17 protein-coding genes are annotated in these 16,706 nt (G+C 59.2%); 12 read left to right on the top strand and 5 right to left on the bottom strand.

What is annotated here, in order from left to right; translation table 11 throughout:
• Positions 1-128: 128 nt before the first annotated feature.
• The 3 genes from purD (at position 129) to AC3ZVB_RS07710 (ending at position 4,962) form a co-directional block, all read left to right on the top strand.
• The gene (gene purD / locus AC3ZVB_RS07720) at positions 129-1,424 is read left to right on the top strand and encodes a phosphoribosylamine--glycine ligase (protein WP_490146223.1); all 1,296 of its coding nucleotides are present in this window, start codon (positions 129-131) and stop codon (positions 1,422-1,424) included.
• A gap of 99 nt (positions 1,425-1,523) precedes the next feature.
• On the top strand, positions 1,524-4,301 hold the full coding sequence (locus AC3ZVB_RS07715; RefSeq protein ID WP_490146222.1) for a hybrid sensor histidine kinase/response regulator: 2,778 nt from the start codon (positions 1,524-1,526) through the stop codon (positions 4,299-4,301).
• A 64-nt stretch (positions 4,302-4,365) separates the two neighbouring features.
• On the top strand, positions 4,366-4,962 hold the full coding sequence (locus AC3ZVB_RS07710; protein ID WP_019582263.1) for a MarC family protein: 597 nt from the start codon (positions 4,366-4,368) through the stop codon (positions 4,960-4,962).
• Between the two features lie 32 nt (positions 4,963-4,994).
• Here AC3ZVB_RS07710 and AC3ZVB_RS07705 read toward each other — a convergent pair whose 3' ends face one another.
• The 5 genes from AC3ZVB_RS07705 to cobG form a co-directional block, all read right to left on the bottom strand.
• Positions 4,995-5,819, bottom strand: coding sequence for a hypothetical protein (locus AC3ZVB_RS07705; RefSeq protein WP_490146221.1), 825 nt, complete (start codon positions 5,817-5,819; stop codon positions 4,995-4,997).
• 166 nt (positions 5,820-5,985) lie between these two features.
• Positions 5,986-7,704, bottom strand: a complete 1,719-nt coding sequence (gene cobJ / locus AC3ZVB_RS07700; protein WP_490146220.1) for a precorrin-3B C(17)-methyltransferase — start codon at positions 7,702-7,704, stop codon at positions 5,986-5,988.
• On the bottom strand, positions 7,704-8,435 hold the full coding sequence (locus AC3ZVB_RS07695) for a precorrin-2 C(20)-methyltransferase (protein WP_162439170.1): 732 nt from the start codon (positions 8,433-8,435) through the stop codon (positions 7,704-7,706). Before AC3ZVB_RS07695 ends, cobJ begins: the two co-directional genes overlap by 1 nt.
• Positions 8,435-9,061 (bottom strand): precorrin-8X methylmutase, encoded by a 627-nt coding sequence (locus tag AC3ZVB_RS07690; protein WP_162439138.1) that lies wholly within the window; start codon positions 9,059-9,061, stop codon positions 8,435-8,437. The genes AC3ZVB_RS07695 and AC3ZVB_RS07690 overlap by 1 nt, the downstream gene beginning before the upstream one ends.
• A complete protein-coding gene (gene cobG / locus AC3ZVB_RS07685) occupies positions 9,054-10,376 on the bottom strand; it encodes a precorrin-3B synthase (protein WP_490146219.1) in 1,323 nt (440 codons plus the stop codon). The genes AC3ZVB_RS07690 and cobG overlap by 8 nt, the downstream gene beginning before the upstream one ends.
• A 256-nt stretch (positions 10,377-10,632) precedes the next feature.
• On the opposite strand from cobG, the gene AC3ZVB_RS07680 reads away from it, so the two are divergent.
• From AC3ZVB_RS07680 to AC3ZVB_RS07640, 9 genes are all read left to right on the top strand, one after another.
• Positions 10,633-11,283 (top strand): hypothetical protein, encoded by a 651-nt coding sequence (locus tag AC3ZVB_RS07680; RefSeq protein ID WP_490146218.1) that lies wholly within the window; start codon positions 10,633-10,635, stop codon positions 11,281-11,283.
• A 167-nt stretch (positions 11,284-11,450) separates the two neighbouring features.
• Complete coding sequence (gene cbiE / locus AC3ZVB_RS07675) at positions 11,451-12,662, top strand: precorrin-6y C5,15-methyltransferase (decarboxylating) subunit CbiE (protein WP_490146217.1); 1,212 nt, start codon at positions 11,451-11,453, stop codon at positions 12,660-12,662.
• Positions 12,655-13,752 carry a cobalt-precorrin-5B (C(1))-methyltransferase gene (locus AC3ZVB_RS07670; RefSeq protein ID WP_490146216.1) on the top strand — a complete coding sequence of 366 codons (1,098 nt, stop codon included), beginning with the start codon at positions 12,655-12,657 and terminating at the stop codon, positions 13,750-13,752. The genes cbiE and AC3ZVB_RS07670 overlap by 8 nt, the downstream gene beginning before the upstream one ends.
• Positions 13,749-14,474 carry a cobalt-precorrin-6A reductase gene (locus AC3ZVB_RS07665; RefSeq protein WP_490146215.1) on the top strand — a complete coding sequence of 242 codons (726 nt, stop codon included), beginning with the start codon at positions 13,749-13,751 and terminating at the stop codon, positions 14,472-14,474. The genes AC3ZVB_RS07670 and AC3ZVB_RS07665 overlap by 4 nt, the downstream gene beginning before the upstream one ends.
• A gap of 56 nt (positions 14,475-14,530) precedes the next feature.
• Complete coding sequence (locus AC3ZVB_RS07660; protein WP_490146214.1) at positions 14,531-14,866, top strand: type II toxin-antitoxin system RelE/ParE family toxin; 336 nt, start codon at positions 14,531-14,533, stop codon at positions 14,864-14,866.
• Between the two features lie 3 nt (positions 14,867-14,869).
• A complete protein-coding gene (locus AC3ZVB_RS07655; RefSeq protein ID WP_490146213.1) occupies positions 14,870-15,193 on the top strand; it encodes a helix-turn-helix domain-containing transcriptional regulator in 324 nt (107 codons plus the stop codon).
• Positions 15,194-15,309: 116 nt separating this feature from the next.
• Positions 15,310-15,708: a DUF2946 domain-containing protein gene (locus AC3ZVB_RS07650; RefSeq protein ID WP_162439146.1), complete on the top strand. Its 399-nt coding sequence runs from the start codon at positions 15,310-15,312 to the stop codon at positions 15,706-15,708.
• Positions 15,709-15,755: 47 nt separating this feature from the next.
• Complete coding sequence (locus AC3ZVB_RS07645; RefSeq protein WP_490146212.1) at positions 15,756-16,235, top strand: copper chaperone PCu(A)C; 480 nt, start codon at positions 15,756-15,758, stop codon at positions 16,233-16,235.
• A 21-nt stretch (positions 16,236-16,256) separates the two neighbouring features.
• Positions 16,257-16,700 carry a DUF2946 domain-containing protein gene (locus AC3ZVB_RS07640; RefSeq protein ID WP_490146211.1) on the top strand — a complete coding sequence of 148 codons (444 nt, stop codon included), beginning with the start codon at positions 16,257-16,259 and terminating at the stop codon, positions 16,698-16,700.
• Positions 16,701-16,706: the final 6 nt, after the last annotated feature.

The following is a 16,706-nucleotide window of genomic DNA, read 5'->3' as shown; positions in this document are numbered from 1 at the left end:
TGCTCGCGATAGCTATTGATCAGTCAAAGCAGCAGTGACTGAAAGACCGCAATCGCGAGAAGGCTCACTCCTACAGAAAAGCATCTCTGCGGTGCTCCACAGAATTAGCGTCATCCGAGGTTTTTGAAATGAATGTTTTGATCATTGGCAGCGGTGGCCGTGAACACGCACTGGCCTGGAAAGTGGCTCAGGATCCGCGTGTGCAGAAAGTTTTCGTCGCGCCAGGCAACGCCGGCACCGCCATTGAAGCCAAGTGCGAAAACGTCGCCATCGACGTGCTGGCGCTTGAGCAGCTGGCTGACTTCGCCGAGAAAAACGTATCGCTGACCATCGTTGGTCCGGAAGTACCGCTGGTGGCGGGCGTTGTCGACCTGTTCCGCACCCGCGGCCTGGATTGCTTCGGCCCAACGGCTGGCGCGGCCCAGCTGGAAGGCTCGAAAGCGTTCACCAAGGACTTCCTGGCTCGCCACAAGATCCCGACCGCCGACTACCAGAACTTCACCGAGATCGAGCCAGCCCTGGCCTATCTGCGTGAAAAAGGCGCACCGATCGTGATCAAGGCCGACGGCCTGGCCGCCGGCAAAGGCGTGATCGTTGCCATGACACTGATCGAGGCCGAAGACGCCGTACGCGACATGCTGGCCGGTAATGCCTTCGGTGAGGCCGGTTCCCGCGTGGTCATCGAAGAGTTTCTGGACGGCGAAGAAGCCAGCTTCATTGTCATGGTCGACGGCAAGAACGTGCTGCCGATGGCCACCAGCCAGGATCACAAACGCGTCGGCGACGGCGACACCGGTCCCAACACGGGCGGCATGGGTGCTTACTCCCCTGCCCCGGTGGTCACCAGCGAAGTGCACAAACGCGTGATGGACCTGGTGATCTGGCCGACCGTTCGCGGCATGGCCGAAGAAGGCAACGTCTACACCGGTTTCCTCTATGCCGGTTTGATGATCGACAAAGCTGGTAACCCAAAAGTCATCGAGTTCAACTGCCGTTTCGGTGACCCTGAGACCCAACCGGTCATGCTGCGTTTGCAGTCGAGCCTGGTATTGCTGGTCGAAGCAGCACTCGCGCAAGCGCTGGATAAAGTCGAAGCACAGTGGGATCCACGTCCGAGCGTCGGCATTGTGCTCGCCGCCGGCGGCTACCCGGGCGATTACGCCAAAGGTGTTGCCATCAACGGTCTGGATGCGGCGGCGGCACTGGAAGGTAAAGTCTTCCACGCAGGTACCGCGCTGAAAGACGGTCAGGTAGTGACCGCCGGTGGTCGTGTACTGTGCGCAACCGCAATGGGCGTCAGTGTCGATGCGGCTCAGCAGCAGGCTTACAAGCTGGCGGCCAAAATAGACTGGGAAGGCTGTTTCTATCGCAAGGATATTGGCTACCGCGCCATTGCCCGCGAGCGTGGCGAAAATCAGGAATAAACGATTCATTCGGTCGGGCAAGGGCCACAGGCTCTTGCCGGACTATTCCGGCGCCGCGCATAGTTATAATCTGGCATCAACCTACGAAGGGATTTCGCCGTGCGCTGGCTCAGGATTGCCATAAGCCTCACTGTCACTCTGTTGACCTTGCTCTGCATGCCTGCGGCCCACACCGCGCAAGGCAGTGGCTGGAGTGTATTGCTCGACGAACAGGGCAACCTGCAGCTGAGCGACATCCGTTCCGTTCGCTACACCAATCAATTCAGTCCCATCGAACTCGAACGTCTCACCGCGGCCGAGCCCGATGGCGCTTTATGGCTGCGTTTCAGGCTTGCGCCCGGCAAGCACGAGCAAGTGCTGAAAGTGTTCGCACCCGACCTGTCGCACCTCAACCTCTACGTGCTGGAGGGCGACAAGCTCATCGAGCAAACCAATTCCGGGACGGATGAGCCCAAGGCCGAGCACCCATTGCCCAGCAGCGATTTCATGCTGCCACTGCCCCAAAGCGACAAGCCTCTCGACGTTTACGTGCGCCTGGTTTCCGATCACCAGATGCGGCCTTACATCACGCTGCAATCGGCGGTCACCACCGCTGCCAATCAGACCCAGACCCTGATCTATGGCCTGCTATTCGGCTGCATCGGGATGCTGATCCTGCACAACCTCATCCGCTATGCCTATACCCGATCCCGCAGCAGTTTATGGCTGGCAGGTTGTGAGGCCTTGCTGATGCTCAGCCTGGCGATGCTGCTGAATCTGGCGGGGCCCTGGCTGCCCAATTGGCAGGCGCTACAGACGCCGGGAGCTTACGTGGCCTTGCTGATGACCGCTCCGTGCGGTCTCATGTTTGCGTACCGCTTCTTCGCTCCGCTCGGCCCTCACCCGCTGAACAAGCTGCTGATGGGCGACATCCTGTTCATCATTGCTTGCGGCCTGCTACTGCTATTCGTCAACACGCTGCCGCTGAATATCATTACCTACGCAATGGTCGCCCTCGCCGGTCTCAGCATGCTGTTCGTGGGCGCCTGGCACTGGCAAAAAGGCTATCGTCCGGCGCGCCTGTTCGTGGCCGCCATGGTGGTGTTCAATCTCGGCACATTGATTATCCTGCCCGCCTTGCTGGGGCTGACCCTGGTGGAACCCCAGGGATTGATCACGACACTCCTGGCATTCATCTGCGTCAGCGGTCTGCTGATGAGCATCGCCCTGAGCGAACGCCAGCGCAGCATCACCGAAGACCGGTTCAGCGTCAGCCGCGACCTGGCCGCCAGCAACGCCGAAATCAACGCCAAGGCCGAGTTTCTGGCCAAGATCAGCCATGAAATCCGCACGCCGATGAATGGTGTCCTCGGCATGACCGAGCTGCTGCTGGGCACACCACTTTCGGTCAAGCAGCGCGACTACGTACAAACCATCCACAGCGCCGGCAATGAGCTGCTGACACTGATCAACGAGATTCTCGACATCTCCAAGCTCGAGTCCGGGCAGATCGAACTGGACGATGTGCAGTTCGATCTCAATGCGCTGATCGAAGACTGCCTGAGCATCTTCCGCGCCAAAGCGGAACAACAAAACGTCGAGTTGATCAGCTTTATCCAGCCGCAAGTACCACGGGTCATCAGCGGCGATCCGACACGCCTGCGTCAAACCCTGCTGAGCTTGCTGGAAAACGCCCTGAAGAAAACCGACGAAGGCGAAATCCTGATCGTCGTTGCCCTCGACGAGCGCAGCGCCAAGCCGCGGTTGCGCATCGCCGTCCAGGACAGCGGCGAGCCGATGGACGCCGAAGAGCGCGACGCGCTGATGCATGCCGAACTCCACAGTAAAAATTTCCTTTCGGCCAGCCGTCTCGGCGGGAATCTCGGGCTGGTCATCGCCCGTCAATTGATTCGCCTGATGCAAGGCGAATTCGGGATCAAGAGCGGTGCCAACCAGGGCAGCACGTTGTGGCTGACCTTGCCGCTTGACCCCGACCGTCTCGAGCACCCGACCTCCGACCTGGACGGCCCCCTGCAAGGTGCACGGGTACTGGTAGTCGATGACAACGACACGTGTCGCAAAGTGCTGGTGCAACAATGCACGGCCTGGGGCTTGAATGTCAGTGCCGCCCCTTCGGGCAAAGAAGCACTGGCGCTGCTGCGCACCAAAGCGCACCTGCGTGATTATTTCGACGTGGTCCTGCTGGACCAGAACATGCCTGGCATGACCGGCATGCAACTGGCGGCCAAGATCAAGGAAGACCCAAGCCTCAACCATGACATTTTGCTGATCATGCTGACGGGAATCAGCAACGCGCCGAGCAAGATCATCGCGCGCAATTCCGGGATCAAGCGCATCCTGGCCAAACCGGTGGCTGGTTACACACTCAAGACCACCCTGGCCGACGAACTGAATCAGCGCAATAAAGGCGTGGCCGTACCACACCGCCCGCCCACCGGGCCGACACTACCGATCAAGGTTCCCGGCGATTTCCGCATCCTGGTGGCGGAAGACAACAGCATCTCAACGAAAGTTATTCGCGGCATGCTGGGCAAACTCAACTTGCAACCGGACACTGCCAGCAATGGCGAAGAAGCCCTGCAGGCCATGAAAGCCCAACGTTATGACCTGGTCCTGATGGACTGCGAAATGCCGATACTTGACGGTTTTTCGGCAACCCAGCAATTGCGTGCTTGGGAAGTGGGCAACAAGCGAATCCGTACCCCCGTGGTGGCATTGACCGCGCACATCCTCGCCGAGCATAAGGAACGTGCGCGGCAGGCTGGCATGGATGGGCACATGGCCAAACCGGTCGAGCTTTCGCAGCTGCGCGAGTTGATTGAACATTGGGTTGCCCAGCGTGATCTGCTGAACCAGACGGCGACCCAAACGTCCTGAGCCGACAGCCTCGACAGCGCCTGATAGACTCTCCCCCGACTTCCATCGCCAGTGAGCTCACCCCATGCTCCACGTGTTGTTCAGCGTTTACTTGAAGATGCTGGTGCTCTACAGCCCCTTCTTCGTCCTGTCCTGCTTTATCAGCCTGACCCGCGGCTACTCGCGCAAGGAACAACGTCGACTGGCCTGGAAAGTGGCGATCGCGACCCTGGTCTCAAGCGTCCTGTTGTATCTGTTCGGTCGAGTGATTTTCGATGTTTTCGGCATCACGGTGGACGCGTTCCGCATCGGCGCCGGCAGCGTATTGTTTATCTCTGCGCTCGGCATGGCCCAAGGCAAATCGGTGGTGCAAACTGACAACGTTCAGCAGGACGTGACCATCGTCCCGCTGACTATTCCTTTGACGGTAGGCCCCGGCACTATCGGCGCCTTGCTGGTGATGGGTGTGAGCCAGCCCCATTGGGACGACAAATTGACCGCCATCCTCAGCATCGCCCTGGCCAGCTTCACCGTTGGCGTGGTGCTTTATCTGTCAAACCGCATCGAACGAATTCTGGGTGACCAGGGCTTGCAGATTGTCAGCCGTTTGATGGGATTGTTTGTGTGCGCACTGGCGGCACAAATCATCTTTACCGGCGTGAAGGGGTATCTGGTGCCTTGATAAACAAGGCACTTTCCTTCGGTGGGTAATTGTTATCGAATGCGCTGATGGCGCTTAAATCTTTTATTCAGCTGTGTGGCCTGCTGCTGATTGAGCACCTGTTCGATATCGTCTTTCACTTGCGCATAACGCAGTGGATTAAAGGTAATGAACGACGCCGCACGAAACACCTCGAGGCTCGTTGTTTTCAAATCAAAAAAGAGCAGCCCGGCATCGTCCTTGTCAGCGTTACTGTCGATGGACGACAACATGATCATGATAAGACCGTTTTTCAGCTGCTCGCAGGGCAAGATCGCCAGTTTCACGCCTTTTGTCTTAGTGACCTCGTAATTAAATACTTTGACGATGTCAGGCTCTTTCTTTATCGACTCCAATGTGGAATCTGCGATAGCCCCTAATACGGTTGCGCCAGGTATGGCGGCTTTGGCCGCCTCGACGCCCGCTTTGATAATATCAGCGACAATATTGGACATCGTCAGATTCAAAGCGCTGCGCGTGTGCTCTATCGTTCCACTGTCGGGAACATAGCAGCCCAAATCTTCCATGCAGCTCAAGAACGCACGATGCCACTCCCTGGGCTTTTTATCCCCCGGCACTTCCAGCGTTGCTTCCATCTTCGAGAACTTGATGATGTTTTCAATGATGGTCATATTTTCAAGCGAGACGTTATCGCCATAACCGACCAGCGTATTACCCAGAACAACGGCATCCAGTTCTTTGGTAGGGCTAGAACTGTCCGGCGCAACTAAAGATCTTGCGCGCCCCACATTGGGAATTATTAATTGACGTCTGGCAATACGCCACGCCACTAAAGCCCGACTGACTTCAACACTGACTTTACCTTCCAGATCTTCCATTCCAACAATCCTTGTTAGTTTCGTTTAGTGCGACTGTGCACGCGATAAACCTATCGCACTGAATCCCGCTCTTCAAACACCATTAAATGTCCTTTTATGTGAGAGCAGGATGCGCAGTAACCGCCAGAGTGTTCCGAGCCTGAAGCCCGGACATTCCGCTGTTGATTTAATCAATCATTGGCTTGGCTATATCGAGCAATTGATCGCCGTAACTTCGAGGGGTGTATACCCAGGGCAGACCTTCCGCGCGAGGGAAAACACGCGTCGTGGACGAACCGATCAACACCATCGTTCGCATGTCCACCTGATCGGGGGTCAATTGCCCCAGTGTGGTGACCCGCAACGTTTGCCCCGGACGCCCGATATCACGCCCCAATACCACGGGCGTTTCAGGTGTACGGTGCTGCGCGACTATCTCGAGCGCCCGGCCTAATTGCCACGGACGGGAGCGCGAGATCGGGTTATAGAACGCCATGGCCAGATCGGCTTGAGCGGCCAGATCCAGACGCTTCTCGATGATCGCCCAGGGCTTGAGGTTGTCAGACAGCGACAGCACACAGAAGTCATGCCCCAAGGGTGCGCCTGCCTGGGCAGCGGTCGCAAGCGATGCCGAGACGCCAGGCAGAATCTCCAGGTCGACGTTGTGCCACGCCGGGTCACTGGATCCATGCAGCGCTTCAAGCACCGCCGCCGCCATGGCAAAAACGCCCGGATCTCCGGAGGAAACCACGACGACGCAACGGCCTTGCGCCGCCAGTTCGAAAGCATGACGCGCACGCTGCATCTCTTCGCGATTGTCGGTGCAATGCAGAATTTGATCAGCGCGAAAAGGCCCTGCCATGCGCACGTAGGTTTCGTAACCGAGCACATCGTTGGCACGAGCCAATTCCGCTTTGACCGCCGGCACCATCAAATCGGCAGCGCCCGGCCCCAGACCGATAACGGCCAGGCGCCCGCGAGGACGACCGATCAGCAACGGATCCAGCGGATGCTCGGCGACCGCGACAGTGATGCCGTTATGGCTGTGAACAGTCGCCGCCCCAATCGCCCCACTGATCGTATCGCTGACACTGCCAGCCGCAGAAAACCGCAACGGCACACCGAGTTCATCAGCCGCATCACGCAGCGCCTGACTGGCCATCTGCTGATCACTGGCCAACAGACAGACCAACGATTGCACGGCAATTTTTGCCTGCTGCAGGGCCTGGCGAACTGCATCGGCCAGGTCCGCGGTCTCGGCGCTGACCAACACCAGAACACTTTTCGGGTAAATCAGCAGCTCATTCGCGACAGCCTCACGCTCGGCGCTACCAATATGAATGGCCAGATGCGCCTGTTGATCCTGCAGCAACTGCGCTTGCGCCAGCCAGGGCGCATCACCCTCGATACGAACAGGCTCGCCACCGAGCAAATCGGAAACGAATCGCTTGCCGAGTTCAAGGTCGCCCAACGCGTAGCCCTTCGGCGGGTTCAGCAAACAGGTACCAAACCGCAATTCGCCACTGGTGGTAATGGCGGCTGCCACGCCCAGCCCTTGAGCAATGTCGCGGGCCAACACGTTCACACCGCCCAGCCCACCCAACAACGGCACCACCGCGCTGCCGTCTTCTGCAACGGCCAGTACCGGCGGTTCTGCGCCTTTTTCCAGGAGCAGTGGCGCCAGCGTGCGGATCACGATCCCGGCTGCACACAGCGCAATGATGGGCGTGTTTTGTTGATAGAGCTCGCGCAGGGTGGAGCCGAACTCGTGATAGATGACATCCACGTCTTCGACCCGTCCAGACAAGCCGTGGATCAGTGCGCCTGGCAGCAGTCGTTGAATGTCACGTGCGGTCGCGAGGCTGCCATCGCCGAGAATGACGATCGCCGGAACTGGATGAGTCATCAGCCCTGCCACCTTTCACCTGGAACGATGATCAACGAGAAATACGGCGAAGACATCGGTTCAACCTGATCCAGCGGCACGATTTTCTGATTGGCCATGGTTGCGCGCTCGACGTACAGCGCACGCTCTGCCAACCCGAGCTCTTCCAGGACCTGTCGAACCTTGGGGAAGTTGCGCCCCAGCTTCATGATCACTGCTGCATCGGCGTCGGCAAGGCGACGTTTGAGATCCTCATGGGGCAGGACACCTGATAACACCGACAGGCTCTGATTGCGATAAACCAGCGGCGCGCCCAGTACCGAAGCCCCTCCAAGCATCGAACAGACACCCGGTACGACCTGCGCTTCATAGCGCTCGGCCAGACGATCGTGCAGGTACATGTAGGAGCCATAGAAGAACGGATCGCCTTCGCAGATCACCGCCACATCGCGACCGGCATCCAGATGCGCGGCAAGCTCTTCGCCTGCCGCGTCGTAGAAGTCGCTGATCACTTGTTCATACGACAGCGGCGCCGGCAACGCCTCGGTGGTCACCGGATACACCAGCGGCAACAACGTCTGCGCATCCTGCAAATGAGCCTCGATGATGCCGAACGCATTGCCCTTTTTGCCTTTGGCGACGAAGTACGCCACCACCGGCGACTCGCGCAACAGGCGCAATGCCTTGACGGTAATCAGTTCCGGATCACCGGGCCCGACCCCCAGACCGATCAAGCGTCCACGTTGCTGCATCATTCGATCTCCGTGGCGAGGGCATTGACGGCGGCTGCGGCCATGGCGCTTCCACCGAGGCGGCCTTGCATGATTACAAACGGCACGCCGCGACTGTCAGCCGCGAGCGCTGCCTTGGATTCGGCGGCGCCCACAAAGCCCACGGGAAAACCAAGAATCAGCGCCGGTTTCGGGGCGCCGGCATCGAGCATTTCCAGCAAATAAAACAATGCCGTCGGTGCGTTACCGATGACCACCACGCTGCCTTCCAGGTGCGGGCGCCACAATTCCAGCGCTGCGGCGGACCGGGTGTTGCCCAGTTCACGGGCGAGGTCCGGCACGCTGTCGTCACGCAGCGTGCAGATAACCGAGTTGTTGGCCGGCAGCCGGGTGCGGGTAACGCCCTCGGACACCATCCGTGCATCACACAGGATCGGAGCGCCGGCGGCGAGTGCATCGCGCCCGGCCTTGCCGGCGCCTTCGGAAAACTGCAGGCCGTCAATGGCATCGACCATGCCGCAGGCGTGGATCACTCGTACCGCGAGTTTTTCCAGATCGGCCGGGATTCGCTCAAGGTTGGCCTCGGCACGAATGATCGCGAAGGAGTTGCGATAGATCTCCTGACCGTCGCGGATGTAATCAAGCATCAAGGGGGCTCCGTGGACGGGCATCAAGCAATGCGCCCGCCGCTTCAATAGTGAGATTGCGTGCTTGCAGCGCGCCGAAACCCGGCAGCGCTGCATCGCGAAAATAGAGGTCGTAGTGACCCTGACGGGTCGCCAGCAATGTGACGGGGGCGGTGTGTGCGCAAGCACAGGATCGCGGGCAGCCCGACAGGTGGACCTGCTCCTGTGCGTGTCGACCTTGTCGCAATACGGACAGCCGTTGCGCATCACCCTTGGTGTCGGAGAGTCCTTTGCCGCAACCGGCAGATCCGGTGCAAGCAACGAGATGAGTCAGCGGCTGATGGGTGTCGACCAGATATCCCAACGCCTGCAAGCGCCGGCTGACCAGCGATGCATCCGCCTGGCGAATGTTGGGCAGCAGCAGACTCTGCCAAGGGGTCAGGCGCAGGCTTGCATCGGCGAATTCTGCAGCCAGGTAAGCCGCGCCTCTGAGCATCGAAGGATCCAGACGCCCCAGCGGCGGCATGACGCCCACATACACGAGGCCTTCCTGAAGCTGCGGGTAGGTACCTACCGGCAAGCCCGGACCTGTCACCGTTCGACGCCACTGATCAAGGGAGATCAGTGACACGCGACCGGCCAACAGATGTAGCAGTGAATCGGCAGAACGCTCCGCTAACAGGTGCCGCATGCGGGTCTGGTCCGGTCGCGCGAGCTCAAGAAACAACTCCAGGACGGCCACCACCAGAGCATGCCCGTCCTTTAGACGTACCGCCGCGATGGGCGTGTCAGTGGGGCATCCCGCGAAACCGAAAGCAAACAGCAGCTCGCCGTTTCTCTGCGTCGCGCTCAGCCAGAGATCGTGCGGATGTTCGAGCATTGCCAGCGCCTCACCACCATCCAGTTGCACGGCAAACTTGGCCGATAACTCATGGAAGCGCGGATGGATTTGCAGGCTGTCCAGAACCTGTCGGGCCAGGGGACGACTGTCGATCAGCATTTGGGGGTCAATGCCGGCAGCAGGGCTCAGCATCAAGTTGCGAACATCGTCGCCTGCAACGGTGGTGGGGCCCAATTCGGCGGCCAGCAAATGATCGATCAGCGCTGTTGCCTGTTCACCAATACCGCGAATTTGCAGGTTGGCCCGATTGGTGGCCTCTATCACGCCACCGGCATATCGCTCGGCGGCATCAGCCACTGCCAGGGCTTGATCGGTGCGGATCGAGCCACCGTCGAGTTTGATCCGGCAGATCCCGCCGTCCAGCGCCTGGACGACACGCAACAATCCGGGGCAAGCCGAAGGGCGCAAGGGACTGGAGGTCGGACGTGATTTCACGGGATGGCCGTTAACGGGATCAAGGGCGGCATTATGCCTGCTTTGCCGGGCCGGATGAAAAGCTCAAGCACATAGACGACGAAACGCGCCGTTCCTCAGGCACTTGAATTCTGAAGCGCTCTTGGTGCTCTGTCGTGACCAACACTTAACAGCCAGTATTAATTCCCTAAGCCTCTCTTGTTTTAACCCTGTGCCTGCTCTTGTACTTTCAATCAACACTTAAAACGGAAGTTTGATTAATGAACAGGAATCGCACATGAATAATGAAAAACCCCCTGGTTTGCTGACCGGGCACAGTCTGGTTTCGTGCATTGGTGACCTCTCACTGCAAGATCACGATGATTTGACTGACAGCACCCAGATCGCCACCCGATCCGCCGACATGGTCTACAGCCGCTTTCTCGACTCGACAGAATGGCTGGACGAATATGTCTCCACGCTGCATTTCCTGGGCTGGTCTGTCTTTCAGGATTCCATCGTTACACGCAAGCGTTCCGGGCTCTCGAGGAGCGTTGCGGATTTCCTCGTTCAAAGTGCTCAAGCCATGCCGGACACCCGACAAGGGAACGCCATGATCGACACGCTCGACGCGCTTAAATACAACGAGCCCGCGCTGTTCTCTCTCGACGAGCAAAGTCTGATGGGACAGCGCTTTCAGGCCATCCCTGCGCGGTACGATGAAAAGGGCGTCCTTACCATCGCAGTGTTCAATCTGGAACTGGTGGCTTATACGAAAAAAAGCAGTTTCCTGTTCTGGGATTGGGAAGGACACGCCGCCGCCATCATTCAGCAACGGGCGTATCTCAAACTGGATAAAAAGAAACTTGAAAGCAATAGAGCAATCATTGAGAGGAAAGTACGGGAGATAAAAATGAAGAAGTTTGATCTGCGAAAAAACAAACAATAAGAACCCGCCCCCGTACCCATCGCTTTGACAATCTCCATCAGTGACCCCATTCAACCGCTATCGACACGCGAATACCCTTAACACCGCGCTATGATGCGCAACCGCACAGGACTACTCAGGCCTGAGCAATGCAATGATTCGGCTTCGCTTGATTAATGAGGAACAGCATGACCCCCTGGCTGACGGTGGTAGGTATCGGTGAGGAAGGCTTCAAGGGGCTGGGCAAAACTGCCCGACACGCGTTGCTAAGCGCTTCGCGAATTATCGGTGGCCAGCGCCAACTCGATTTGTTGCCTGCCTGCATCCGTGGCGAACGGCAATTGTGGCCCAGCCCCTTCTCCCTGGCACCCGTATTGGCAAGTCGCGGCGAACCCGTCTGCGTACTGGCCAGTGGAGACCCGATGTTCTTCGGTGTCGGCGCCAGCCTCGCTCGGCAAATACCCGCGGATGAAATGCTGATCCTGCCCGCGCCGTCTTCCTGCTCCCTCGCCGCCGCGCGGATGGGTTGGGCGTTGCAGGACACGCTGACGCTGTCAGTGGTTGCCCGTCCTGTTGCCGCGCTGAATGCGCATTGGGGCAGCGGTGTTCGCCTTCTGGTACTGAGCAACGACGGCCAAAGCCCCGCCGCGATCGCTGCGCAATTGCGCGAGCGCGGTTTCGGTCCGAGTCGGCTGAGCGTGCTGGAACATTTGGGCGGTGCAGACGAGCGCCGCATCGATGGGGTCGCCGATGACTGGAACGATCCGCTGATCGCCGACCTCAATCTGATCGCCATCGACTGCATTGCCGCGCCCGACACTCCGCGTCTGTCACGTCTGGCCGGCCTGCCCGACTCCGCCTTCCAGCATGACGGTCAACTGACCAAACGTGACGTTCGCGCCATCACCCTCGCGCGCCTGGCACCGACACCGGGCGAACTCCTGTGGGACGTGGGCGCGGGCTGCGGCTCGATCGGTATCGAATGGATGCGCGCCCACCCGAGTTGCCGCGTGCTGGCCATCGAAGCCGACGAAGGCCGACAACGTTTGATCGAGCACAACCGCGACGCACTGGGGGTGCCGGGGCTGCAGCTGATTCGCGGCAGTGCGCCGCAAGCCCTGCAAGGTCTTGAGCGCCCGGATGCGATTTTCATTGGCGGCGGTGTCACCCGCGAGGGTGTGCTGGATGCCTGCTGGACTGCACTCAAGCCAGGCGGTCGGTTGATCGCCAACGCGGTGACTTTGCAAAGTGAAATGACCCTCACGGGTTGGCGCGAGCTGCACGGCGGGGAGCTCACCCGCATCCATATAGCGCAAGCGCAACCCCTGGGCGACTTTGATACCTGGCGTCAGGCGCTGCCCATTACACTGCTGGACGTGGTCAAACCTTTCGATGCGTGACGAAACTGCTGAACAACCCACCCCCCTGCGCAGTGGCCTGACCACCGGTAGCTGCGCCACCGCCACCAGCCTGGCGGCCGCTCGATTGCTGCTCGGCGGTGGGAGTTCGGATGCGGTGGACATCACCCTGCCCAAGGGCAAGCGCGTACAGATGCGCCTGGAGTTCTGCCGGCTGATCGGCAACGGTGCCGAAGCAGGAACGATCAAAGATGCAGGTGACGATCCGGACGTCACCCATGGCGCCCTGCTCTATTCCCAGGTACGCCTGAATTCCCAACCGGGTATTCGCTTCAACGCCGGCCAAGGCGTCGGCACCGTGACCCGTCCAGGACTGGTACTGGGCGTCGGCGAACCGGCGATCAATCCGGTGCCGCGCAAAATGATCACCGACCACCTGACCCTGCTGGCAGACGAACTCGGCTACCGCGGCGGTTTCGACGTCACGGTCAACGTCGAAGGTGGCGAGGCGCTGGCGTTGAAAACCATGAACCCGCGCCTGGGAATTCTCGGCGGACTGTCGATTCTCGGCACCAGCGGCATCGTCCGGCCGTTTTCCTGCGCAGCCTACATTGCGTCGATCCATCAAGGCATCGATGTCGCGAAGACCAACGGCTACCTGCACATCGCCGCCTGCACCGGCAATGCCAGCGAAGACACCATGCGCCGGGTCTATGACCTGCCGGAAATCGCCCTGATCGAAATGGGCGACTTCGTCGGCGCAGTGCTCAAGCATCTGCGCAGAGTGCCTGTGGACAGACTCAGCCTGTGTGGAGGTTTCGGCAAGATCAGCAAGCTGGCTGCCGGCCACATGGACCTGCACAGTCGACATTCGAGTATCGATTTGCCGCAACTCGCGCAGTGGGCCGCCGCAATAGGTGCCGATGAACCGCTGCAACAGGCGATTCGCGACGCCAACACCAGTCAGCAAGCCCTAGCCATGGCTAGCGCCGCCGGTATAGCGCTGGGCGATGCGGTGTGCCAGCACGCCCTGAATTTCGCCCGCAGCGTGGTACCGGCGCAGGTTCAGGTGGAAGTCTTTGCCATTGATCGTCAGGGCGGCGTTGTCGGCCACGCGGGAGCTTTCCAATGAAACGCATCTTGTTGCTCGGCGGCGTCACCGAGGCCCTGGCCATCGCTCGCACCCTTGGGCCGGAACATATCTATAGCCTGGCGGGGATCGGTCGTGTGCCCACCGATTTGCAGTGTCAGGTACGTGTCGGCGGTTACGGCGGCGCCGAAGGGTTGGCGCAATTCATTCTCGATGAAGGGGTCGAGCTATTGCTGGATGCTACCCACCCCTACGCCGCGCAAATCAGCCGGAACGCTGCCACCGCGGCTCGCGCGAGCGCCATTCCCTGCTGGGCACTGCGACGTCCGGCCTGGCAGCCACAGGGCGGCGATGACTGGCGCGAAGTCAGCGACTGGAGCGAATTGATCGAAGCCCTGAAACCCTTCAGGCGCCCGTTGTTCACCCTCGGTCGCGAACCCTTGCAACACCTGCATGAAATTCCGCCAGAGCAATTCTGGACGCTGCGTGCGCTGGACGCGTATCCGGGTAACGAACGCTGCGAAGTCATCGGCGCCCGCGGCCCGTTCCTGATCGACGATGAGCACGAACTGTTCGAGCGTCGGCAGATCGATGTGCTGATCAGCAAGAACAGCGGCAGTACGGCCACCGAGCCGAAGCTGGAAGTGGCGCGCGAGCGTGGGGTGCCGGTGCTGGTGTTGAAGCGGCCGGTGTTGCCGGGGGTTGATCGAGAGTTCCTGTCGTGCAAAGAAACACTTGCTGCGTTGGCGGAATTTCTTCAATAGCGCAGGATCAATAACTTGCATGATAAGTAACCTATTTGTTACCTTCAGAGCCAGTCATGATCGAACTCGAAGAATATTTGCAGGCCAATGAAACAAGCCCTTTTGGACGCTGGTTTTCTACCCTGAATGTGCAGGCAGCCCATAAAGTGGCTACCGCACTGATCAGACTTGAACTGGGCAATACGTCCAACATCAAGTGGTTCGAAGGCCTGGGCGAATACCGAATAAATTGGGGGCCTGGCTACAGAATTTATCTGATCCAGGAAGGAAAACGTCTGATCATACTGTTTGGTGGCGGCGACAAGACCACCCAAAAAAACGACATCAAACACGCAAAAGCTTTGATAGCGGAATTTCGAGATCGGAAAAAAGCTGAAAGGCAGCGGAGATAAATCATGGCTCTCACTCGAAGTTACAAACACACCATCGCCGAGCGCGCACAATCTGATCCCGAGTTCGCCCAGGCATTATTGGATGAGGCTGCTACGCTGTTTCTTAACGGTGAACCCGAAATGGCACGAATCATTTTGCGTGACCTCGTCAACGCAACTATAGGTTTTGAAGCGCTGGCGAAAGAAACGGCAAAGCCCAGTAAAAGTCTCCATAGAATGTTGTCTGCCAAGGGCAACCCGAGCATGGATAACCTCGCGGCAATTTTCGCGGTTATTCGCGCGACGCTCGGAGTAAACATGCAGGTTCAAGCGATACGCTGGAGCTGACGGTATGCGAAACAAGGAGTGCTGCTGCGACACCACACCGCATGCCACGTTTTTACTTATCGGCCCTGATCAGGCTAAATAGCCGCGCCTGATCGCCCACCCACCGGATTTGTCCCATGTCCCGACAACGGCTCGCAATTGCCTGGATCGCCTGCTTCGCAGTGCTGTTCAACATGCTCGCCATGCCGATGACCGGTGCGATGGCGCAGTCGGCGAAGTCGCCTGCCGAACAACTGTTATGGGGCAGCTTCTGCACCTCCGGCGGCACGAAGATGGTGGCAATTTCCATCGGCGACATCGAGCAGAAAGCCCCGCAAAACGACGATCATTCCAACATGCAGCACTGCTGGTGTTGCTCCGGTTCCTCGCCTCTTGTGGCGTTGCCCGGGCATGAACCACAACCATTTTTCGCCCGTTTCGAAGCCAACCGAAGCCAGCCCCCCGCCGCACTCGACACACCCACTCCGCGCCAGCAATGGCCGAGCCTGAACCCCCGCGCGTCCCCTCTGGTGTGATTCCCTCTCGCAATTGACTGCGTCTTGAATCCATCCGGAGTACTGCCATGTTGAACAAACTCATCGTTCTGGCTGCGTTGCTGCTGCCTGCCTGCTTTGCCACCGCCCATGAATACAAGGCCGGCGAGCTGGAAATCGCTCACCCCTGGTCTCAGGAACTGCCGCCCAATGCGCCGACCGTCGCGGCGTATTTCGTGATTCACAACAAAGGCAAAACCGCTGACCGGTTGCTCAGTGTCGACTCGCCGATTGCTGGCGATGCTCAGTTGCACGAACACATCAAACAGAACGACTTGATGAAAATGCAGCAGGTTCCGAGCGTCGAAATCCCTGCCGGTGGCGAAATCACTTTCGCGCCGATGGCGTATCACGTGATGCTGCTGGAGCTGAAAGACCGCAGCCTGCTGGCCGATGGCAAACACTTCCCGCTGACGATGCACTTCGAGAAGTCCGGTGACGTGACCGTTGAAGTCTCGGTGCAGAAGCAGGCGCCGGATGGCATGCAAGCGCACGAGCATACTCAGTAACCGACAGCACCGAGCCCGCCCATGCGCCCGCTTAGCGCCAGGTCATCCGCCTCCCGTCGTCAGCCTTGGAGCCTGACCCGCGGCAGCTGGATCAGCCTGTTCGCCATGTTGATGATCTTTATCGGCCCACTGATTTCTCAGTCGATGCCGATGGATCAACGCGCGAGCCTGTCCGGCTCCATGAACATGTCGATGGACATGCCCATGGACATGTCGGCCATGGACCACGACGCCCAACCCGCCGCAGAGCATTGCCCGCCAAAACCCGATCACCACGCCCTTTGGGAGAAATGCGGCTACTGCAGCCTGTTGTTCAACTGCCCGGCACTGACCGGCGGCCAGTCTTTCGTCGCATTCGATACCCCCACAGCCACAACCTTCAGTACGCCCTCTCCACGCCTGGGCCACGCCCGGCAAACCTTCTTCCCCGGTGCTCGCACCCGAGCCCCGCCCGTCGTCGCGTAAACACCC

Source organism: Pseudomonas sp. MDV22-iso1, assembly GCF_058145095.1.
Note: the sequence above shows the minus strand (reverse complement) of the source record. Positions and strands in the feature narration are given on the sequence as shown.